16 protein-coding genes are annotated in these 21,607 nt (G+C 68.7%); 14 read left to right on the top strand and 2 right to left on the bottom strand.

Annotation, left to right across the window (positions count from 1 at the left end; translation table 11 throughout):
- Window positions 1-59 precede the first annotated feature (59 nt).
- From V3391_RS14740 to V3391_RS14725, 4 genes are read left to right on the top strand one after another with little or no spacing between them, the layout of a single operon-like run.
- Window positions 60-1,613 (top strand): tryptophan halogenase family protein, encoded by a 1,554-nt coding sequence (locus V3391_RS14740; RefSeq protein WP_332079197.1) that lies wholly within the window; start codon window positions 60-62, stop codon window positions 1,611-1,613.
- Between the two features lie 9 nt (window positions 1,614-1,622).
- Window positions 1,623-2,330 (top strand): SapC family protein, encoded by a 708-nt coding sequence (locus tag V3391_RS14735; RefSeq protein WP_332079196.1) that lies wholly within the window; start codon window positions 1,623-1,625, stop codon window positions 2,328-2,330.
- Window positions 2,317-3,336 carry a cupin-like domain-containing protein gene (locus V3391_RS14730; RefSeq protein ID WP_332079695.1) on the top strand — a complete coding sequence of 340 codons (1,020 nt, stop codon included), beginning with the start codon at window positions 2,317-2,319 and terminating at the stop codon, window positions 3,334-3,336. Before V3391_RS14735 ends, V3391_RS14730 begins: the two co-directional genes overlap by 14 nt.
- Window positions 3,337-3,350: 14 nt before the next feature.
- Window positions 3,351-4,862 (top strand): tryptophan halogenase family protein, encoded by a 1,512-nt coding sequence (locus tag V3391_RS14725; protein ID WP_332079195.1) that lies wholly within the window; start codon window positions 3,351-3,353, stop codon window positions 4,860-4,862.
- A gap of 15 nt (window positions 4,863-4,877) precedes the next feature.
- Here the strand turns inward: V3391_RS14725 and V3391_RS14720 are convergent, their stop codons facing one another.
- Complete coding sequence (locus V3391_RS14720) at window positions 4,878-5,885, bottom strand: LacI family DNA-binding transcriptional regulator (RefSeq protein WP_332079194.1); 1,008 nt, start codon at window positions 5,883-5,885, stop codon at window positions 4,878-4,880.
- A gap of 221 nt (window positions 5,886-6,106) precedes the next feature.
- Between V3391_RS14720 and V3391_RS14715 the strand changes: the two genes are divergently transcribed.
- From V3391_RS14715 to V3391_RS14695, 5 genes are all read left to right on the top strand, one after another.
- Window positions 6,107-8,701 (top strand): glycoside hydrolase family 3 protein, encoded by a 2,595-nt coding sequence (locus V3391_RS14715; RefSeq protein ID WP_425497268.1) that lies wholly within the window; start codon window positions 6,107-6,109, stop codon window positions 8,699-8,701.
- Window positions 8,702-8,916: 215 nt separating this feature from the next.
- Entirely contained in the window at window positions 8,917-9,612 is a 696-nt protein-coding gene (locus V3391_RS14710) for a glutathione binding-like protein (RefSeq protein WP_332079193.1), read from the top strand.
- A gap of 258 nt (window positions 9,613-9,870) precedes the next feature.
- The gene (locus V3391_RS14705) at window positions 9,871-12,141 is read left to right on the top strand and encodes a S9 family peptidase (RefSeq protein ID WP_332079192.1); all 2,271 of its coding nucleotides are present in this window, start codon (window positions 9,871-9,873) and stop codon (window positions 12,139-12,141) included.
- Window positions 12,142-12,164: 23 nt separating this feature from the next.
- Window positions 12,165-12,668 carry a cytochrome c oxidase assembly factor Coa1 family protein gene (locus V3391_RS14700; RefSeq protein ID WP_332079191.1) on the top strand — a complete coding sequence of 168 codons (504 nt, stop codon included), beginning with the start codon at window positions 12,165-12,167 and terminating at the stop codon, window positions 12,666-12,668.
- Window positions 12,669-12,736: 68 nt separating this feature from the next.
- Window positions 12,737-14,533: a DUF885 domain-containing protein gene (locus V3391_RS14695; protein WP_332079190.1), complete on the top strand. Its 1,797-nt coding sequence runs from the start codon at window positions 12,737-12,739 to the stop codon at window positions 14,531-14,533.
- Between the two features lie 57 nt (window positions 14,534-14,590).
- On the opposite strand, the gene V3391_RS14690 is transcribed toward V3391_RS14695, so the two are convergent.
- A complete protein-coding gene (locus V3391_RS14690) occupies window positions 14,591-15,295 on the bottom strand; it encodes a YdcF family protein (protein WP_332079189.1) in 705 nt (234 codons plus the stop codon).
- A 133-nt stretch (window positions 15,296-15,428) separates the two neighbouring features.
- Between V3391_RS14690 and V3391_RS14685 the strand changes: the two genes are divergently transcribed.
- The 5 genes from V3391_RS14685 to V3391_RS14665 are packed head-to-tail and all read left to right on the top strand — an operon-like array spanning window position 15,429 to window position 21,599.
- Window positions 15,429-16,628, top strand: coding sequence for a beta-ketoacyl-[acyl-carrier-protein] synthase family protein (locus V3391_RS14685; RefSeq protein WP_332079693.1), 1,200 nt, complete (start codon window positions 15,429-15,431; stop codon window positions 16,626-16,628).
- On the top strand, window positions 16,625-17,446 hold the full coding sequence (locus V3391_RS14680; protein ID WP_332079188.1) for a beta-ketoacyl synthase chain length factor: 822 nt from the start codon (window positions 16,625-16,627) through the stop codon (window positions 17,444-17,446). Before V3391_RS14685 ends, V3391_RS14680 begins: the two co-directional genes overlap by 4 nt.
- Window positions 17,439-18,266, top strand: coding sequence for a glycosyltransferase family 2 protein (locus V3391_RS14675; RefSeq protein ID WP_332079187.1), 828 nt, complete (start codon window positions 17,439-17,441; stop codon window positions 18,264-18,266). The genes V3391_RS14680 and V3391_RS14675 overlap by 8 nt, the downstream gene beginning before the upstream one ends.
- The gene (locus V3391_RS14670) at window positions 18,266-19,891 is read left to right on the top strand and encodes an NAD(P)/FAD-dependent oxidoreductase (protein ID WP_332079186.1); all 1,626 of its coding nucleotides are present in this window, start codon (window positions 18,266-18,268) and stop codon (window positions 19,889-19,891) included. The genes V3391_RS14675 and V3391_RS14670 overlap by 1 nt, the downstream gene beginning before the upstream one ends.
- Before the next feature lie 46 nt (window positions 19,892-19,937).
- A complete protein-coding gene (locus V3391_RS14665; protein ID WP_332079185.1) occupies window positions 19,938-21,599 on the top strand; it encodes an NAD(P)/FAD-dependent oxidoreductase in 1,662 nt (553 codons plus the stop codon).
- Window positions 21,600-21,607 lie beyond the last annotated feature (8 nt).

The following is a 21,607-nucleotide window of genomic DNA, read 5'->3' as shown; positions in this document are numbered from 1 at the left end:
GCGCTGTTTTTCCACGGCGCCCGCCGCGATCTGCGGGCCGCCAGCACGAGCGCGCCAGGTTGAGCCGCCCGCTGCGTCACGTCGTCATCCTCGGCGGCGGTTCCGCCGGCTGGCTGACCGCGGCCTTGCTGGCCGCCGATCACGACAGCGCATCGCCCACCGGCCTGCGCGTGACCCTGATCGAATCGCCGGACGTGCCGACCATCGGCGTCGGCGAAGGCACCTGGCCGACGATGCGCGACACGCTGCGCCGCGTGGGCGTGTCGGAAACCGACTTCGTGCGCGCCTGCGATGCGACCTTCAAGCAGGGCTCGAAGTTCGCACGCTGGACCCACGATCGCGCCGACGATCACTACCACCATCCCTTCGTGCTGCCGCAGGGCTACCACGATGCGGATCTCGTCGCCGGCTGGATGCGGCATGGCGATGTGCCCTTCGACCGGCTGGTGAGTTTCCAGCCGCAGCTCTGCGATGCCGGCCGCGCGCCCAAGCAGTTCGGCACGCCCGAATACGCCGCCGTCGCCAACTACGCCTACCACCTGGATGCAGCGAAGCTGGGCCTGTTCCTGCGCGCGCACTGCACGCAGCGCCTGGGCGTGCGGCTGGTGTCGGATCATGTCGAAGGCGTGGACGTGCACGACAGCGGCGACATCGCCGCGCTGCGCACCCGCGCGCACGGCGCGATCGACGGCGATCTGTTCGTCGACTGCACCGGCCTGCGTGCGCTGTTGATCGGCCAGCACTACGGCGTCGAGAAGACCGCCTGCGGCGACGTGCTGTTCAACGACCGCGCTCTGGCGCTGCAGGTGCGTTATCCGAATGCCGACACGCCGATCGCCTGCCAGACGATCTCCACCGCGCAGGCCAACGGCTGGATCTGGGATATCGGCCTGTCGGCGCGACGCGGCGTCGGCCACGTGTATTCCAGCGCGCATACCGATGCCGACGCCGTCGAGGCCATGCTGCAACGCTACATCGCCGACACCGGCGGCGCGGACTGCGAGGTCATCGCCCGCCAGTCGCTGTCGTTCGAGCCCGGCTACCGTCGCCGCAGCTGGCACCGCAACTGCGTGGCGATCGGCCTGTCGAGCGGTTTCGTCGAACCACTGGAAGCCTCCTCGCTGGTGCTGGTCGAACTGGCCGCGACGATGCTCAGCGATCAGCTGCCGGCCACGCGCGAGACGATGGACACCGTCGCGGCGCGCTTCAACGACACGTTCGCCTATCGCTGGGCGCGCGTCGTCGAATTCCTGAAGCTGCACTACGTGCTGTCGCACCGCGACGACAGCGCGTACTGGCGCGACCATCGCGACGCTGCGCGCATGCCTGCGCGTCTGGCCGAACTGCTGGCGCTGTGGCGCCATCAGGCGCCGTCGCGCTACGACCTGCCGCGTGTGGACGAGGTGTTTCCCTCGGCCAGCTGGCAGTACATTCTCTACGGCATGGGATTCCGGCCGGACACGCGCGCCACCACACGTCGCGCGTCCGATGCGGGACGCGCGGAAGCGGCGTTCCGCGAAGCGTCCGATCTCGCGCGCAGGATGATTCCGGCGCTGCCCAGCCACCGCGAACTGATCGACCACATCCACACCCGGGGCCTGTCCCCCGTCTAGGCGAGCGTGATGTCCAGGACCGTGCAACTCAACAACGTCGACCACAAGGATCTGCGCGTCGACACCGGCCATGGCGCCGCGCTCGGCGACGCCGTGATGTGGGCGATCACGTTTCCCGCCGAGTTCCGCAACGTGCAGGCGAACTATCCGATCGTGTTCGGCAAGTCCGCCGACGGCGAGTTCCAGCCGCTGGCGCTGTTCGGCTTCACCGATGGACAGAACCTGTTCCTCGACGGCGAGCGCTGGGACGCGACCTACATCCCGCTGACCATCGTGCGCCAGCCGTTCCTGATCGGCCGGTCCGCCGACGAGATGCTGGTGCACATCGATCTCGACCATCCGCGCGTCGGCAGCGCGCGCGGCGAAGCGCTGTTCCTGCCGCACGGCGGCACCAGCGACTATCTCGAACGCGCGAGCTCGATGCTCAACACCATCCACCAGGGCCTGCAGACCAACGCGCCGTTCGTCGCCGCGTTGCTGCAGCACCAGCTGCTCGAACCCTTCGTGCTCGACATCCGCCTCGACGACGGCTCGGACAACCGGCTGTCGGGCTATTACGCGATCGACGAAGACCGCCTGCGCCAGCTCGACGGCGATGCCTTCGCATCGTTGGGCCGCGCCGGTCATCTCGAGCCGATCTACATGATGCTGGCGTCGGTCGCCCGCTTCCGCGACCTGATCGACCGGGTGAACCGTGCCGGCGCTGCAGGTCGATAAGCGCATTCCGGAGATCGTGGGGGTCGATCCCCGCGCGATTCCCGAGGCCGTGCTGCGTTCGGAGACCCCGCTGGTGCTGCGCGGCCTGCTGGCCGACTGGCCGGTCGTGCAGGCGGCGCAGCAATCGCCCGATGCGGTAGCGCAGTATCTGCACCGCTTCGAACGCGTCGACGGGCCGCCCGTGGTCGCGACGGTCGGCCCGCCGGAGATCGACGGCCGCTTCTTCTACGACGACACGTTGCAGGGCTTCAACTTCCGCCGCGAGAATGTGCCCCTGGGTGTCGCGCTCAAGACCCTGCTCAAGTACGCCGTCGATCCGGCGGCGCCGGCGATCTACGTCGGCTCGACGACCATCGACACCTGGCTGCCGGGCTTCCGCGCCGAGAACGATCTGCCGCTGGGCGGGCGCGACGCGCTGGCCAGCATCTGGATCGGCAACCGCACACGCATCGCCGCGCATCAGGACCTGCCCGACAACCTCGCCTGCGTGGTCGCCGGCACGCGGCGCGCGACGCTGTTTCCGCCGCAGCAGCTCGAGAACCTCTACATCGGACCGCTCGACTTCACGCCGGCCGGCCAGGCCGTGAGCCTGGTCGATTTCGCCGACGTGGACCACGCCCGCTTCCCGCGCTTCGCGCAGGCCCAGGCGCAGGCGCAGTGCGCCGATCTCGCGCCCGGCGATGCGCTGTTCATTCCGAGCATGTGGTGGCACCACATGGAAGCGCAGACGCCGTTCAACGTGCTGGTGAACTACTGGTGGCGGCAGGCGCCGGCGTGGGCGAATACGCCGATGGACACGCTGATGCTCGCGATCATGAGCATCCGTGATCTGCCGCCCGCCGAGCGCGCGATCTGGGGCGACGTCTTCCGTCATTACGTCTTCGACTACGACGAGGACACCGTCGCCGGCCACGTGCCCGCGCCCGCCCGTCGCAGCCTGGCACCGCTCGACGAAACACGCGCGCGCGAAATCCGCGCGCGTCTGCTCAAACGCTTGAACCGCTGAGGATCGCACCCGTCATGCACACCCATTCCGACATCGCCGGGCGTCCGGTCAAGCGCGTGGTCATCGCCGGCGGCGGCACCGCCGGCTGGATGGCCGCCGCTGCGATCTCGCGCACGCTCGGCAAGGTGCTCGACATCACCCTGATCGAATCGGAGGAGATCGGCACCGTCGGCGTCGGCGAGGCCACGATCCCGACCCTGATGACCTTCCACCGCCTGCTCGATATCAAGGAGCAGGATTTCATGGCCGCCACCCAGGGCACGATCAAGCTGGGCATCAGCTTCGAGAACTGGCTGGACCAGGGCGTCGACTACATCCATTCCTTCGGCCTGACCGGCACCGACCACTGGACGGCGGGCTTCCAGCATTTCTGGATGAAGGGCCGCGAGCGCGGCCTCGCCGGTGACTACGGCGACTACTGCGTCGAGCTCAAGGCCGCCGAACAGGGCCGTTTCGCGCATCTGCCCAAGCGCCGCCTCAACTACGCCTACCACATGGACGCGAGCCTCTACGCGCGCTTCCTGCGGACCTTCAGCGAAAGCAATGGCGCGAAGCGCGTCGAAGGCAAGATCACCGAAGTGAAGACCGACGACGCGTCGGGGTTCATCACCTCGCTGGTGCTTGCGAACGGCGAGGAGATCGAAGGCGACTTCTTCATCGACTGCACGGGCTTCCGCGCCCTGCTGATCGAGAAGGCACTCGGTGTCGGATTCACCGACTGGTCGCACTGGCTGTTCAACGACAGCGCGCTGGCGACACAGACCACGGCGGTCCGCGACGCGGTGCCCTACACGCGCGCGATCGCCGACACGGCCGGCTGGCAATGGCGGATTCCGCTGCAGCACCGCGTGGGCAACGGGATCGTCTATTCGAGCCGCTACATGGGCGACGACGAAGCGAAGGCACGCTTCCTGTCGAGCATCGAAGGCGAGGTCATCAAGGACCCGTGGCCGGTGCGCTTCCGCCCCGGCCAGCGCGAGCAGTGCTGGCACAAGAACTGCGTGGCGCTGGGACTGGCGGGCAGCTTCATCGAGCCGCTGGAATCGACCACGATCCACCTGATCCAGCGCGGCATCATCCATCTGATGCAGACCTTCCCGCGCGTGGTCTCGCAGCCGGACATCGACCAGTACAACGCGCGCCTGTCGGAAGAGATCCAGCACACGCGCGACTTCGTGATCCTGCATTTCCATCTCAACAACCGCACCGACACGCAGTACTGGATCGACTACCGCGAGATGACGATCCCCGCGACGCTGAAGCACCGCATCGATCTGTTCCGCGAAACCGGCCGCGTCTTCCACGTGCCGACCGAGCTGTTCGCGGAGAACTCGTGGATCCAGGTGATGATGGGCCAGGGCATCTACCCGAAGCATTTCCACCCGTCGGCGGATCTGATGGGCGATGCCGAGCTGTCGCATTTCCTCGGCCAGATCAGCACCGACGTCGAGCGCACGGTGCGCCAGCTGCCGACGCACATGGATTACATGCGCAGTTACGCGCCCGGTGGTGCGCCGCCCGCCTGAGACGGCGGCATCGGGTCAGGCGCGCACGGGTCCGGTCGACTTGCGCACCTGCAGCGCGTACGGCAGTTCCAGCGTTTCGCCGGCGCTGCTGTCGCGGATCGCCTTGAGCAGTTCGAGACCGGCCAGCCGACCCATCTCGCGGCTGGGCTGACGCACGGTGGTCAGCGAGGGATAGATGTGGCGCGCGATCGGCATATCGTCGAACCCGCAGACCGACACGTCCTTCGGCACCGACAGTCCTCGCTCGCAGATCGCGCAGATCGCACCGGCGGCCATGTCGTCGTTGGCGGCGAAGACCGCGGTCGGCGGATCCGGCAGATCGAGCAGGGTGTTGGTCGCGTCGAAACCGGATTCGTAGAAGAACTTGCCGGCGACGACCAGCGCGGCGTCGTAGGCGAGGCCCGCCTGCTTGAGACCATCGCGATACCCCGCCAGGCGCCAGCGGCTGGCACCGTGCGCGGGATGCCCTTTGATGTGGGCGATGCGGCGATGGCCGAGACCGGCCAGATGCAGCACGACATCGCGCGCAGCACTGCGTTCGTCGACGACGGCGCCGATGCGCCGGTTCTGTTCCTGCGCCGACACGCTGGCGAACGGAATGCCCATCTCGTCGAGCCGCGCGAGCAGCTTCGCGTCATCGGTGATCGGCGGTGTCAGCACTACGCCGTCGAGCTGCGACTGCACGATCATCGACTCGACCTTGGCGACGATGTCCTTGGCGGTGTAGTCGACCGGCGCGAGCATCAGGTTGTAATGCTGCGACTGGCAGGCATCGAGTACGCCGAGCTCGACCTCCATGAGGTAGTTGCTCGACGGATTGTCGTAGAGCATCGCGACGAGATACGAGCGGCGCCCGGCGAGCAGCCGCGCCGAGGCCAGCGGCCGGTACTGCAGCTTCTCGACCGCGGCCTCCACGGCCACGCGCGTGCGCTCGGAGACGTTCGGCTCGTTGTTGAGCACGCGCGACACCGTCTTCATCGACACGCCCGCCGCTTCCGCGACATCCTCGATCCGCACACGCATGCTGTTCAATCCGGCCATCGTCTTCCCGGTGGCGCATTCTGCCAGAGCCCGCAGTGCAGCACGTGCGGTGCCGTACGCGTCGATGACGCCCTGCAGCAAGCTTCGGCGGGCGTGCGCCGGTATGCTGGCACCCGCCTGACAACGCTGTCATCGCTGCCGTGCAGCATGGCACCCGTCCCCACCGCGGCTCCGGTCGCACCCTCCTGATCCGGAGCCCTTCGATGATCCAGTCGCATCGCCCCGCACACCGCTCCTTCCGTCGCGCCCTGCTGCCGGCGATGCTCGCCGCGCTCGTCCTTGGCGCCTGCGCGCGCGACGAGGCGCCGCCCCCCGCGGCCACGGCCGCACCTGCCCCGGCGAACACCGCCGACGCCGGCGCGATCGATCCGGCCAACTGGCCTGAGACCGCATGGCCGCTGGCCGAGGATCCCGCGCTCGAGCAGAAGATCACCGAGCTGATGGCGACGATGACCGTCGAAGAGAAAGTCGGCCAGATCGTGCAGGGCGACATCGCCGACATCACGCCCGAAGACCTGCGCAAGTACCGGCTCGGTTCGATCCTCGCCGGCGGCAACTCCGATCCGGGCGGCCGCTACGACGCCGCGCCGGCCGAGTGGCTGAAGCTCGCGGACGCGTTCTGGGAAGCCTCGATGGACACGTCGGGTGGCGGCAAGGCGATTCCGGTGATCTTCGGCATCGACGCCGTGCACGGCCAGAGCAACATCGTCGGCGCGACGCTGTTTCCGCACAACATCGGCCTGGGCGCGACGCGCAATGCCGAACTGATGCGCGAGATCGGCCGCGTCACCGCGATCGAAACCCGCACCACCGGCATGGAATGGGCGTTCGCGCCGACCGTCGCCGTGCCGCAGGACGACCGCTGGGGCCGCACCTACGAGGGCTATTCCGAATCGCCCGACATCGTCGCCGCGTTCGCGCCGGCCGTCGTCGAGGGCATGCAGGGCAAGGCCGGCTCGCCGGAGTTCCTCAACGATCACCACGTCATGGTGTCGGTGAAGCACTACCTCGGCGACGGCGGCACCACCGGCGGCAAGGACCAGGGCGAAACCGCGGTGATCGAAGCGCAGTTGCGCGACATCCACGGTGCGGGCTATCCGCCGGCGATCGCCGCGGGTGCGCAGGCGGTCATGGCCTCGTTCAACAGCGTGCATGGCCAGCGCATGCACGGGCACAAGGCGCTGCTGACCGACGTGCTCAAGGACCGCATGAACTTCGGTGGCTTCGTCGTCGGCGACTGGAACGGCCACGGCCAGCTGCCGGGCTGCACCACGACCGATTGCGCGTCGACGTTCAACGCCGGTCTCGACATGGCGATGGCGCCCGACAGCTGGCGCGGCCTGTACGACAGCACTGTCAAGCACGTGCAGTCGGGCGAACTGCCGATGGCGCGTCTCGACGATGCGGTGCGCCGCATCCTGCGCGTCAAGTTCCGCATGGGTCTGTTCGATGCGCCCAGGCCGTCCGAGCGTGCGCTGGGCGGCAAGTTCGAACTGCTCGGCGCGCCCGAGCATCGCGAAGTCGCGCGTCGCGCGGTGCGCGAATCGCTGGTGCTGCTGAAGAACGACGGCGTACTGCCGCTCGCGCCGAAGCAGCGCGTGCTCGTCGCCGGCGACGGTGCCGACGACATGGGCAAGCAGTCCGGCGGCTGGACGCTCAACTGGCAGGGCACCGGGACCAAGCGCGCCGACTATCCGAACGCCGACACCATCTGGGACGGCATCCGCACCCAGGTCACCGCGGCCGGCGGCACGGCGCAGCTCGCGGTCGACGGCGCGTACGGTCAGAAGCCGGACGTGGCGATCGTCGTGTTCGGCGAGGATCCCTACGCTGAGTTCCTCGGCGATCTGCCGAACCTGCTGTACAAGCCCGGCGACGATGCCGATCTCGAACTGGTCAAGCGCCTGCGCGCCGAGGGCATTCCGGTGGTGTCGGTGTTCCTCAGTGGCCGCCCGCTGTGGGTGAATCGCGAGATCAACGCATCCAATGCCTTCGTCGCCGCCTGGCTGCCTGGCTCGGAAGGTGCAGGCGTTGCCGACGTGCTGCTGCAGGGCGCGGACGGCAAGCCGCAGCACGACTTCAAGGGCAAGCTGAGCTTCTCGTGGCCGCGTCGCGGCAACCAGTACGTCAACAACGTCGGCATGGAGGGCTACGACCCGCTGTTCGCGTTCGGGCACGGCCTGACCTATGCCGACGACGGCAACCTCGCCGCCCTGCCGGAAGACGCCGGCGTCAGTGCCGAGGACGGCAAGGATGCGGGCTACTTCGCCCGCGGCGTGCCCGGCCCCGGCCTGCGTCTGGTCGTGACCGGCGCCGATGGTCGCGGCGCCGACGTGCTGCACCCGCGCGTCGCCACGCCGGACGGCACGCTCACGCTCGCCGCCGTCGACTACCAGACCCAGGAAGGCGCGCGCCTGCTGACCTGGACCGGCAACGCGACTGCCGAACTGCTGTCGCACTCGCCGACCGATCTGAGCCGCGAGACCAACGGCGATTCGCTGCTGCTGGCGACGCTGCGCATCGACGCGCTGCCGGCGTCGGGTGACACCGTGCTGTACGCGGACTGCGGCGCAGGCTGCAAGGCCGAACTGCCGATCGGCCCGTGGCTGGCCACGCTGCCGCGCGGCGAATGGATCACCGCCGGCGTTCCGCTGAAGTGCCTGACCGTCGCCGGTCTCGACGCCACCCGCGTCAGCACGCCGTTCGCGATCCGTGCGCCGGCTGGCCTGACCCTGGGACTGGCCGACATCCGCATCGGCACCGAAGCGACGCACAGGCTCGACTGCAAGACGCAGTAAGCGCAGCACGCTTCGCCTCTCGCCCCTCTCCCCCAGGGAGAGGGGTTGGGGTGAGGGCCGACGCCCGCAGAACAACGGATCGACGCCGCCCCGAAAGGCGGCGTCGTCATTTCCGCGCCCCAAGCCCCACCACCGCAACGCAGCGTGCGCCCCGTATCCACGCCACGCTCCGGACGCGCGCCTAGACTCGCTGCACCTGTCCGCGGAGCGTCCCCATGATCGAGTTCCACTACTGGCCCACCCCCAACGGCCACAAGGTCACGCTGTTCCTCGAAGAAGCCGGTCTTGAGTACACGATTCATCCGGTCAACATCGGCAAGGGCGACCAGTTCAAGCCGGAATACCTCGCGTTCTCGCCGAACAACAAGATGCCGGCGATCATCGACCGCGCACCCGCCGACGGCGGTGCGCCGCAGACCGTGTTCGAGTCCGGCGCGATCCTGCTGTATCTGGCGGAGAAGTCCGGCCAGTTCCTGTCGACCGATCCGCGCGTGCGCATCGAGACACTGGAATGGCTGTTCTGGCAGATGGCCGGCCTGGGGCCCATGACCGGCCAGTACGGCCACTTCAACGTCTATGCGCCGGAGAAGATTCCGTACGCGATCGACCGCTACACCAACGAGGCCAATCGCCTGCTGCAGGTGCTCGACACGCATCTGAAGGATCGCGATTTCGTCGCCGGCGATGCATATTCGATCGCCGACATGGCGACGTATCCGTGGATCGGCGTCTACGACAAGGCGCCGATCGACATGACGCCCTACCCCGAGGTCCAGCGCTGGCACGCCGCCATCAAGGCACGCCCGGCCACGGCGCGCGCATACGCGAAAGCCAAGGACGTGAATCCCGACGCCGGCAGGACGATGAGCGACGAGGAGAAGAAGCTGCTGTTCGGGCAGGGGCGTCGCTGAGACAACGCTGATCAAACCTGCATTTGCTCGTCATTCTCGCGAATGCGGGGATGACGGCTTTTCCAGCGTTGCCCGCAAGCATCGAGACCCGTGGCGGTCTGCACCGCCACGGCTGGATCAGCACACATATTGCGCAGGTGCATCACATGTGGGGATGGTCGGACGGCACGACGCGCCGCGAGGCCTGCGCGGACTAGCGTCACCGGGGCGCGATCGACCCAACCGATACACTGGGCGCCTCGCTCCCATGGACCCGCCATGCGCTCCGTACTTGCCGCTGCCGCCCTGATGATCGCCACGTCCACCGCCCTCGCCACCACACCGCCCGCCACCGGCGGTCTCACGCTCGAAGCCATCACCGGCGATGCGCCGCTGTCGGGACCGACGCTGATGAAGCCACAGGTCGCGCCGGACGGCTCGCGCGTGACCTTCCTGCGCGGCAAGGACGAGAACCGCAACCAGCTGGACCTGTGGGAATACGACATCGCCAGCGGGCAGACGCGGATGCTGGTCGATTCCAAGGTCGTGCTGCAGGGCGAGGAAACGCTCAGCGATGCCGAGAACGCGCGTCGTGAGCGCCAGCGCATCGCCGGCCAGTCGGGCATCGTGGATTACCAGTGGGCGCCGGATGCGCAGCGTCTGCTGTTTCCGCTCGGCGGCGAGCTGTATCTCTACGACCTGTCGAAATCGGGTTCCGAGGCGGTGCGCCAGCTCACCGATGGCGGCGGCTTCGCGACCGATCCGAAGGTGTCGCCGGGCGGCGGCTTCGTCAGCTTCGTGCGCGCGCGCAATCTGTGGGTCATCGATCTGGCCAGCGGCGCCGAGCGCCAGTTGACGACTGACGGCAGCGAGGTGATCGGCAACGGTGTCGCCGAGTTCGTCGCCGACGAGGAAATGAACCGCCACACCGGTTACTGGTGGGCGCCCGACGACAGCGGCATCGCCTACGCACGCATCGACGAATCGCCGGTGCCGGTGCAGAAGCGCTACGAGGTCTATCCCGACCGTACCGAGGTCGTCGAGCAGCGCTACCCCGCCGCCGGCGACGACAACGTGCGCGTCACCCTGCACGTCGTCGCGCCGCAGGGCGGCACGGTGACCGACGTCGATCTCGGCAGGAACACCGATATCTATCTCGCCCGCGTGCAGTGGCGCGATGCGCAGCGCCTGACCTTCCAGCGCCAGTCGCGCGACCAGCAGACGCTCGAACTCGTCGAGACCACGCTCGCCACCGGCGCGCAGCGCACGCTGGTCACCGAGCGCGGCCGCACCTGGGTGCCGCTGCACGACAGCCTGCGCTTCCTCGACGACGGTCGCTTCGTGTGGTCGTCCGAGCGCGACGGCTTCCAGCATCTGTATCTCGCGTCCGAGGACGGACGCCGCATGACCCAGCTCACGCAGGGCAACTGGCCCGTCGACGAATTGCTGGCGGTCGATGCCACCGCGGGCCTCGCCTACTTCCGCGCCGGCATGGCGCTCGAAGACGGCCAGGCGCTGCCGCGCGCGACGCAGTCGCGGATCTACAGCGTCGGTCTCGACGGCCAGCGCGCCTACACCGCGCTGTCGACCGAGCCCGGCATGCACGGCGCCAGCTTCGCGCGCAATGCGTCGGTCTACGTCGACAGCTGGTCGAACACGAACACGCCGCCGCAGATCGCACTGCACCGCGCCGACGGCACGCAACTCGCGACGCTCGTCGAGAACGATCTCGCCGCGGCCGATCATCCCTACGCGCCGTTCCTGGCCGCGCACCGTCCGACCGAGTTCGGCACGCTGACCGCCGCCGACGGCCGCACGCCGCTGCACTACTCGCTGATCAAGCCGGCGAATTTCGACGAAACCAAGCCGCATCCGGTCGTCGTGTTCGTCTACGGCGGCCCGGCCGCGCAGACCGTGCTCGACACCTGGCCCGGCCGCGCCGACGCGAGCTTCCACCAGTACCTCGCGCAGCAAGGCTACGTGGTGTTCTCGCTCGACAACCGCGGCACCCCGCGTCGCGGCCGCGACTTCGTCGGTGCGCTGTACGAGCGCCAGGGCACGGTCGAGGTCGAGGATCAGCTGCGCGGCGTCGAGTGGCTGAAGTCGCAGCCGTGGGTCGACGGCAACCGCATCGCCGTCAACGGCTGGTCGAACGGCGGCTACATGACGCTGATGCTGCTGGCCAAGGCGCCCGACGCCTACTCCTGCGGCATCGCCGGCGCGCCGGTGGCCGACTGGGCGCTCTACGACACGCACTACACCGAGCGCTACATGAACCTGCCCAAGGCCAACGTCGACGGCTACCGCGAGGCCAGCGTGTTCACCCACGCCGACCACATCAAGCCGAACGCGCTGCTGCTGATCCACGGCATGGCCGACGACAACGTGCTGTTCACCAATGCCACGCAGCTGATGAGCCAGCTGCAGCAGGCCGGCACGCCGTTCGAACTGATGACCTATCCCGGTGCCAAGCACGGGCTGCGCGGGAAAGACGCGCTGCATCGCTACCGCACGAGCGAAGCCTTCCTCGCGCGTTGCCTCACGCCCTGACCACACCCGCCGGACGCCCGCGCATGTCCACGCTGCCGCCCCCGTTGCCGCCACGTCCCGCACAAGCGCCCGCGCCGCCGCGCGGCTGGTGGCAGCGCAACTGGAAGTGGGCATTGCCGGTCGTCGTGGTCACCTTCGTCGCACTGGTGGCGGCGTTCGTCGCGATCATGCTGTTCGCGATCCGCGGTTCGATGATGCGCTCGGACGTCTACGTCGACGCACTGGCACGCGCCCGCGCGCATCCCGAGCTCGTCGCGACGATCGGCACGCCGATCACGCCCGGCTTCATGCCGATGGGCTCGGTCAGCACCTCGACCGACGACGGCGGCTCGGGCCGCGCGGACCTGGTGATCGGCATCGAAGGCCCGCGCGGTGCGGGTCACCTGGTCGCGAGCGCAGAGCGTCGACTCGGTGCGTGGACCTGGGAATCGCTGCTGTACATGCCAGGCGACAACGATCCCGGGCAGATCATCACCATCGCCGAGGCGGACACGCCGGTCGAACATCACGCATTGCCGGCGCCGTGACCTCCGGCCATTGCCGGCACGCACGCGAGCGCCTACGGTCGGCGTTCGTCCTTGCCGCTGGTGCTGCCATGAAACCGCTCGTCCTCGCGATCGCCCTGTCCCTCGCCGCGCCGCTCTCGGCCCTCGCCCACACCGATGACGCCAAGGCCGCCGTGACCGCGTCGCAGGCCGCATCGCCGGCCTGGGTCACGCGCAGCAACGCGCTCGCGCAGATCCTGATCGACGCCCAGGCGCCGTTCCAGCCCGAATCCGCCGGCTTCTTCGGCGTGCCCGGCTACGACGACCAGGTCGCCGACTTCGGCCCCGACAACGCCGCCCGCTATCGCACGGCCATGGCCGGTGCACGCGCGAAACTGCAGACCCAGCTCGAACTCGAGCGCGACGCCAACGTGCGCCAGGATCTGCAGATCCTGCTCAAGAGCATCGACGAGAGCGTCGAGGGCAGCACGCTCAACGAGCGCTATCTGCTGCCGTGGACCGACGCGCCGCAGCTGGTCTTCGGCGGCATCAACGGGCTGCTGTCGGCGCAGACGCCGCCCGAGCGCCGTGCGCACGCACTCGCGCGCCTGCAGCGCTATGCCGGGCTCGCGGAAGGCAGCACGCCGATCACCACGCTCGCCCGCCAGCGTTACGAAGAACGCCTGTCGAATCCCGAGCTGCTGCAGCCGACCCGACTGGAAGTGCAGCGTGCACTCGACAGCGCCGACACCTACATCGCCGGCATCCGCAAGCTGTTCGAGGAATACAAAATCGAAGGCGCCGAGCCCGCGCTCGACGCGATCGCGAAGGAGATCACGGCCTACGCCGACTGGACCCGCACCACCGTGCTGCCGAAGGCGCGCGAAGACACCCGCCTGCCGCCGGAACTGTATGCCTTCGGGCTCAAGCAGTACGGCACCGATGTCGATCCGCAGCTGCTGATGCAGCGCGCGCAGCTGGCCTTCATGGAGATCCGCGCGCAGATGCAGCAGCTCGCGCCGCTGGTCGCCAAGGACAAGGGCATCGACGCGACCGACTACCGCGCGGTCATCGCCGCACTCAAGCGCGACACGATTCCCAACGCGCGTCTGGAAGCGAGCTATCGCGAAGTGATCGATGCGATCGATCCGATCATCGAGCGCGAGAACATCGTCGACGTGCCGCAGCGCGAGATGCAGATGCGCTTGGGCTCGGATGCCGAATCGGCCGCGCAGCCGGCGCCGCATTTCCGCCCGGCGCCGCTGGTCGGCAACACCGGCCAGCAGGGCACGTTCGTGTTGCCGGTCGGCAACCCCGGCGGCACCGGCGACGACGCGGCCTACGACGACTTCAACTTCGACGCCGTGCGCTGGACGCTGTCGGCGCACGAAGGCCGTCCCGGCCACGAGCTGCAGTTCACCGCGATGGTCGAGCGCGGCGTGTCGCTGGCGCGTTCGATGTTCGCGTTCAACTCGGTCAACGTCGAAGGCTGGGCGCTGTACGCCGAAGCCGAACTGGTGCCTTACGAACCGCTCGACGGCCAGCTGATCGCGCTGCAGTTCCGCCTGCTGCGCGCCGCGCGCGCAATGCTCGACCCGATGCTCAACCTCGGCACGATCGACCGCGAACGCGCCGGCCGCGTGCTGACCGAAGAGGTGATGCTGTCGCCGGCGATGGCGCGCCAGGAACTGGACCGCTACACCTTCAACGCACCGGGCCAGGCGACGAGCTACTTCTACGGCTACACCCGCATCCTCGAACTGCGCATGCGCACCGAGCTGGCGCTGGGCGAGAAGTTCGACCGCCGCGCGTTCAACAACTTCCTGCTCGACCAGGGCCTGCTGCCGCCGGACCAGCTGGCCGAGGCAGTAGAGACAGTCTTTATCCCGGCGCAGCAGCGCCGTTGATCGCGCCGGTGCGCCCTGCCCGGCCGGGTAGGGCGCACGCCGGCGCACCGTCGATGCTCAGCTGATCCGCTCGATCAGCCGTCGATGCCCGATCAGCCGCGCCCAGCGCACGCCGATGTCGAGCCAGCAGACATAGGCCGCCTCGCCGGCGATGCGCCACAGCATGCCGGGGCGCCACGACAGCGCGGGTTCGGCCGCGCACAGTTCCCAGTGCAGGCCCAGTCCGCGTGCGAACAGGGCGCAGCGCGCGAGGTGATAGCGGCTGCTGAGCAGGGTGACCCGGCGCGTGGGCGCGTCGGGATCGACGGCCGCCGCGGCCAGCAGGCTGCGCGCGTTGCGCAGGTTCTGCAGCGTGTCGCGCGAGGCGTCTTCGAGCACCAGCGGGGCGTCGTCGGGCACGCCCAGCGCATGCAGGGCATCGCGCGCCAGGGCGGCCTCGGTGGGCGCGCCCATCGGACCGCCCCCGAGCAGCAGCACGCGGCCAGGCGCATGCGAACTCCACAATGTCGCCGCGCGCGACAGCCGCGCCTGGAAATCCGCATCCAGCCGGCCCTGCGGCGAGTGCTTGCCGAACACCAGCACGCACTCGCCCCTGACCGGCACGCAGGGCGCGTTGCGCGCGACCCGCAGCACGTGCACCAGGTAGCCCACATAGACCAGCCCGAAACTCAGCACGCAGGCCACCACAGCGACCGCGAGCGTGTGCAGCGCGTCGCGGTCGGACAGGCGTTTCAAACGGTGCAGCAGGCGGGTACGGGCCATCGTGAAGCGGTGGTGTCGACGCTCTGGAACTGGGGCTGACCCGGGAGTCTAGCCTCACGATGCTGTGGCTATACTCGGCCGCCTGATTGTCCCCCGGATCCGTTGCGTGCCTGAACCGCTGTCCCCGTCGCCGATGCCGGCACTCGCCATCCGCGCGTTCACCGCGACCACCGCCCTCGGACGCGGCGCCGCCGCTCAGTCCACGGCGCTGCGTGAACGACGCGGTGGCCTGCGCCGCAACGATTTCGGCCCGACCCCGCTGCCGACCTGGATCGGCCGCGTCGAGGGCGTGGAAGACGCGCCGCTGCCGTCCGCGCTGTCGCGCTGGGAATGCCGCAACAACCGGCTCGCCTGGCTGGCGCTGCAGCACGACGGCGTGCTGACGGCGCTCGACACGATGGTCGCGAAGTACGGTGCGGACCGCGTCGCGCTGGTCGTCGGCACGTCCACGTCGAGCATCGGCGCGAGCGAGGAGGCCTATGCGCGCGCGGATGCCGATGCCGACGGCGTCCGGCATTTTCCCGACGATCTCGCCCGACCGATCGTGCACACCCCGCATTCGCTGGGCGATTTCCTGCAGCACGCCACCGGCCTGCGCGGTCCCTGCATCACCGTCGCCACGGCCTGCTCGTCGAGCGCGAAGGTGTTCGCCCAGGCGGCGCGCATGATCGAAGCCGGTGTCGTCGATGCGGCGCTGGTCGGGGGCGTCGACACCCTGTGCGGCAGCGTGCTGTTCGGCTTCAACGCGCTCGGCCTGGTGTCGACCGAGCGGTGCCGTCCGTTCGACGCGACGCGCAATGGCCTGTCGTTGGGCGAGGCCGGCGGATTCGCCGTGCTCGAGCGCGCGGCCACCGGCGATGCCGGCCTGCAGCTGCGCGGCTACGGCGAATCCAGCGATGCGCACCACATGTCGGCGCCGCACCCCGAAGGCCTCGGCGCGACGCTGGCGATGCGCGGCGCGCTGGATCGCGCCGGTGTCGAACCGGCGGACGTCGGCTATCTGAACCTGCATGGCACATCGACGCCGGCCAACGATTCGGTCGAAGCGCGCGCGGTCGATGCGCTGTTCCCGGGCACGTTGCACGCCAGTTCGACCAAGGGCTGGACCGGTCACACGCTGGGCGCGGCGGGCATCGTCGAATCGGTGTTCGCCCTGCTCGCGCTGGAGAACGGCCTGCTGCCGGGGATTCTCGACAGCACCGTGCGCGATCCCGCGTGCGGGCCGCAGATCCGCTTCGACAATGCGGAGGCGGACATCCGCTACGCGATGAACAATTCCTTCGGCTTCGGCGGCAACAACTGCTCGCTGGTGTTCGGCAAGGTGGCCGCATGAGCACGTCGGGCATGTCGAGCGCGCTGACCGCGACGATCGCCGGCATCGGCTTCTGGACCGACGGCCTGCCGGACTGGGCCGCGGCACGCGCATTCGCGATAGACGGCACGCGTCCGGAATCGGCACCGTCGCGCCCGTCGCCGCAGCTGCTGGCGCCGAACGAACGCCGGCGCGCGCCGGGCTCGGTCGCGGTGGCGCTCGAGGTCGCGATGGCCGCGTGCCGCGATGCCGGCATCGCACCGGAGACGCTGCCGTCGGTGTTCGCCTCGACGCACGGCGATCTGGGCATCACCGATTACATGTGCGACACGCTGGCGACCGATCCCACTGCGATCTCGCCGACGAAGTTCCACAACTCCGTGCACAACGCCGCTGCGGGTTACTGGACCATCGGCGCGGGCTGCACGGAAGCGACGACTGCACTCAGCGCCTACGACGCCACGTTCGCCCAGGGTCTGCTGGAAGCGATGATGCAGCTCGCCACCGGCACCCCGGCGGTGCTGCTGGTCGCCTACGACACCGCCTCGGCGGGTCTGCTCGGCACGGTGACACACAGCGAAGGCCTGCTCGGCGCTGCGCTGGTGCTGGTGCGTGACGGCACGGGTCCCCGCATCCGCGCGAGCCTGCGCGACGGCGCCGATCTCGAATCACCCGGCCCGCTCGGCGCGCATGGCGAACGCAATGCGATGGCGCAGATGCTGCCACTGTTCGACGCGCTCGCCACTGGTGGATCGCGCGCCGTGCTGCGCGCCGGTCCGCACCGCTCGCTGTCGCTCGAGATCGACGACACCACGCAGCCGGAGCCGGCGCATGGCTGAGCATGCGCACCTGCATCGCGGCAATGTCGCGGTGGTGATTCCGGCGCTCAACGAAGCGCTGCGCATCGACGAGGTCGTCAGCGAAGCGCTGGCGTACAGCGAGCACGTGATCGTCGTCGACGACGGCTCCGACGACGCCACGCCCGACATCGTCGCCGCGCTGCCGGTCACACTGCTGCGCCACCCGCGACGCATGGGCAAGGGCCAGGCCCTGCGCGACGGGTTCGCCGAAGCGCGACGCCGCGGCTTCGCCGCGGTGGTCACGATGGACGGCGACGGCCAGCATCGCGCGAGCGACATTCCGCGGATGATCGAAGCCGCGAACCACCACCCGAACTGCATCGTCAACGGCGCGCGCCTGAAGAAGCGCGGCACCCAGCCCTGGTACCGGCGGATCGGCAACGACTTCGGCGACTGGGGCATCGCCTGGGCCTGCGGCTTCCGCATGGTCGACACGCAGAGCGGGCAGCGGCTGTATCCGGCCTCGGTGCTCGCGCTCGACGACATTCCCGGCGAAGGCTTCGTGTTCGAAGCGCAGGTCCTGATCAGTGCCGCGCGCCGGCTCGGCTGCGGTGTGGTGTCGGTGCCTGTGGAGACGCGCTACCACTGCGCGGATTCCGACGAACAGTTCCGCAAGAGCCATTTCCGCCTCTACCGCGACCTGAAACTGATCACCCTGCACGTGCTCGGGCAGGTGCTGACGCGTGGCGATCTGCTGCGCACCTGGCGGGCCAAGCGTGCGAATCCGCCGGTGATCTTCGATCCCGGCGCGACGCCCGACGCGATGCTCGCTTCCGAACCCATGCAAGGCGCCGGCTGATGCAGACCACGACCCGTACCGATGTCGCAATTCTCGGCGGCGGGCTCGCCGGGCTCACCCTCGCATTGCAGCTGCGCCAGCGCGACCCCGCCTGCGCGGTCACCGTCATCGAACGCCGCGCGCATCCGGTACGCGAAGCCGCGCACAAGGTCGGCGAGTCCACGGTCGAGATCGGTGCGCATTACCTGGCCAAGGTGCTGGGCCTGGAAGCGCATCTGGAAAGCGAACAGATCCGCAAGTTCGGCTTCCGCTTCTTCTTCTCCGAAGGCAGCCACGCGATCGACCAGTGCACCGAGCTCGGCGTGAGCCGGTTGCTGCCGACGCCGTCATGGCAGATCGACCGCGGCCGGTTCGAGAACTTCCTCGGTGAACGCGCGCGCGCACTCGGCGTGCAGTTCGAGGATGCCGCCGTGGTACGCGAGCTGACGATGGCCGGCGACGGCGCCGACGATCACGTCGTCGCGTTCGAGCGCGACGGCGCGATGCACACCCTGCACAGCCGCTGGCTGATCGATGCCAGCGGTCGCGCCGGCCTGCTCAAGCGCAAGCTCGATCTCGCCCAGCCCAACGACCACGACGCCAATGCGGTGTGGTGGCGCGTGGACGGCACCATCGACCCCAATGCCTGGTCGCAGGACGCGGGCTGGCTGCAGCGCTGCGATCCACCGGACCGCTGGCGCTCGACCAACCACATGTGCGGCCCGGGCTACTGGTTCTGGCTGATTCCGCTGGCCTCGGGGTCGCATTCGCTCGGCATCGTCTGCGACGCGAAAATGCATCCGCTCGAGACGATGAACACCCACGCGAAAGCGATGGACTGGCTGCGCACGCATCAGCCGCAGGTCGCCGCCACGCTCGACCGCAGCGAACACACGCTGCAGGATTTCCTGTTCCTGCGGCACTTCTCCTACGGCTGCAAGCAGGTGTTCTCGCGCGAGCGCTGGGCGCTGACCGGCGAGGCCGGGCTGTTCCTCGATCCGTTCTACTCGCCGGGCACCGACTTCATCGCGATCGGCAACACCTACATCTGCGATCTGATCGGCAAGGACCGCGCGGGCACCGATTTCAGGCCCTACGTCGCGCTGTACCAGCAGCTCTATTTCTCGTTCTACGAGAACACGCTGACGCTCTACCAGGACCAGTACCCGCTGTTCGGCGACGAGCAGGTCATGCCGGTCAAGGTGATCTGGGATTACACGTATTACTGGTCGCTGCTGACGCCGCTGTTCTTCGCCGACCGCCTGACCAGCATGGCGGTGCTCGGCCGCCTGCGCCCGGCATTCACCGAAGCAAGCGCGCTCAATCTCGCCCTGCAGCAGCTGCTGCGCGAATGGGGCCGCCGCAACGGCGACGGCGCCGCGTCCGGCGCGCGTCTGCTCGACCAGTCCGAGATCGGCTGGTTCCGCGCGATGAACGCCGCGCTCGACGACGTACTCGACGACGACGCGCTGGTCGCGCGCATCGAGGACAACGTGGCGCGCATGCGCTGGCTGGCGGCCGAGATCCTGCAGCACGCACGCGGCGCACATGCGGATATCGACGACTTCGGCCTGACCACGCTGCTCGGCGATGCACCGGCCACGCCGGCATCGCTGGCCACGCTCTGGTACGCCGACGCGGCCTGAGCGGGCTCATCGGACACATTCCATCCGCACGAGGCACCGTCACCGCATGAATCCAGGCACTGCGCACACTTCCGGCGGCGATGCCCGCGCCGATGTCGTCATCCTCGGCGGTGGTCTCGCAGGGCTCACACTCGCCCTCCAGCTGCGCCAGCGCGAACCCACGCTGTCGGTGACGGTGATCGAACGTCGCGCGCATCCGGTCCGCGAAGCAGCGCACAAGGTCGGCGAATCGACGGTCGAGATCGGCGCGCATTACTTCGCCGACGTGCTGGGGCTGCGCGACCATCTGGAAGCCGAGCAGGTGCGCAAGTACGGCCTGCGTTATTTCTTCACCGATCGCGAGTACGACGTGCAGGCCTGCAGCGAGATGGGCGTCAGCAAGCTGCTGCCCACGCCGTCGTGGCAGCTCGACCGGGGCCGTTTCGAGAACTTCCTCGGCGATCGCGCACGCGAGATGGGCGTCGATTTCCGCGACGAAGCGGTCGTGCGCACGCTGGAGCTGTCGGAGACGGACGCGCCGCATACAGTCGCCTTCGATCACGCCGGCGAGCGCCGGACGCTGGAAGCGCGCTGGGTCGTCGACGCCTCGGGCCGCGCCGGCCTGATCAAGCGCAAGCTCGGTCTGGCGATGGCCAACGACCACGACTGCAATGCGGTGTGGTGGCGCATCGACGGCCAGTCCGATCTCGACCAGTGGTCGGACGATCCGCAGTGGCGCGACCGCTTCACGCCGGCGCGCCGGGTGAACTCGACCAACCACATGTGCGGCCCGGGCTACTGGTTCTGGCTGATCCCGCTGGCCTCGGGCTCGCATTCGCTGGGCATCGTCTGCGACGCGAAGATGCATCCGCTCGAGACCATGAACACCTTCGACAAGGCGATGGACTGGCTGCGCACGCACCAGCCGCGCGTGCACGAAGCGCTCGACAAGCCCGAGTACACGCTGCAGGACTTCCTGTTCCTGCGCCACTTCTCGCACGGCTGCAAGCAGGTGTATTCCAGGCACCGCTGGGCGCTGACCGGCGAGGCCGGCCTGTTCCTCGATCCGTTCTATTCGCCGGGCAGCGACTTCATCGCGATCAGCAACACCTACGTCTGCGAACTGATCGGCAAGGACCGCGCGGGCGAAGACATCGCGCCGTATGCCGACATCTACCAGCAGCTGTACTTCTCGTTCTACGAGAACACGCTGACGCTCTACCAGGACCAGTACCCGATCTTCGGCCACCCGCAGGTCATGCCGATCAAGGTGCTGTGGGATTACGTGTACTACTGGGCGCTGCTGGCGCCGCTGTTCTTCAGCCGCCGCCAGGCCGATCTGTCGATCCTCGCCAGGCTCAAGCCGGCCTTCGCCGAAGGCCGTGCACTGAATCTGGCGATGCAGGCGCTGATGCGCGAATGGGGCACGCGCGACGCGACCCCGGATCTGCGCGAAGCCCGCGCCTACGACCAGTACCAGGTCGCGTGGTGCCGCGAAATGAACGGTGGTCTGACCGACGAGCTCGACGACGCCGCGTACATCGCGCGCACCCAGCGTTCGATGGCCGCGATGCGCCAGCTGGCGTCGGAAGTGCTCGCGCTCGCGCGTGCCGCGATTCCGGACATCGGTGACCACGGCCTCGATGCGTTGCTGGCGAAACACGAGGGCAGTGCACAGGCCCCGATGCTGCCGGCGCACTGGTTCGCGCCCGTTGCCGAAGCTGCCTGAGCCGTCGA

The organism is Luteimonas flava, from assembly GCF_036584485.1.
GTDB classification, from domain to species: Bacteria; Pseudomonadota; Gammaproteobacteria; order Xanthomonadales; family Xanthomonadaceae; genus Luteimonas; species Luteimonas flava.
The sequence above is the reverse complement of the archived record's forward strand: the minus strand, read 5'-3'. Positions and strand labels throughout refer to the sequence as shown.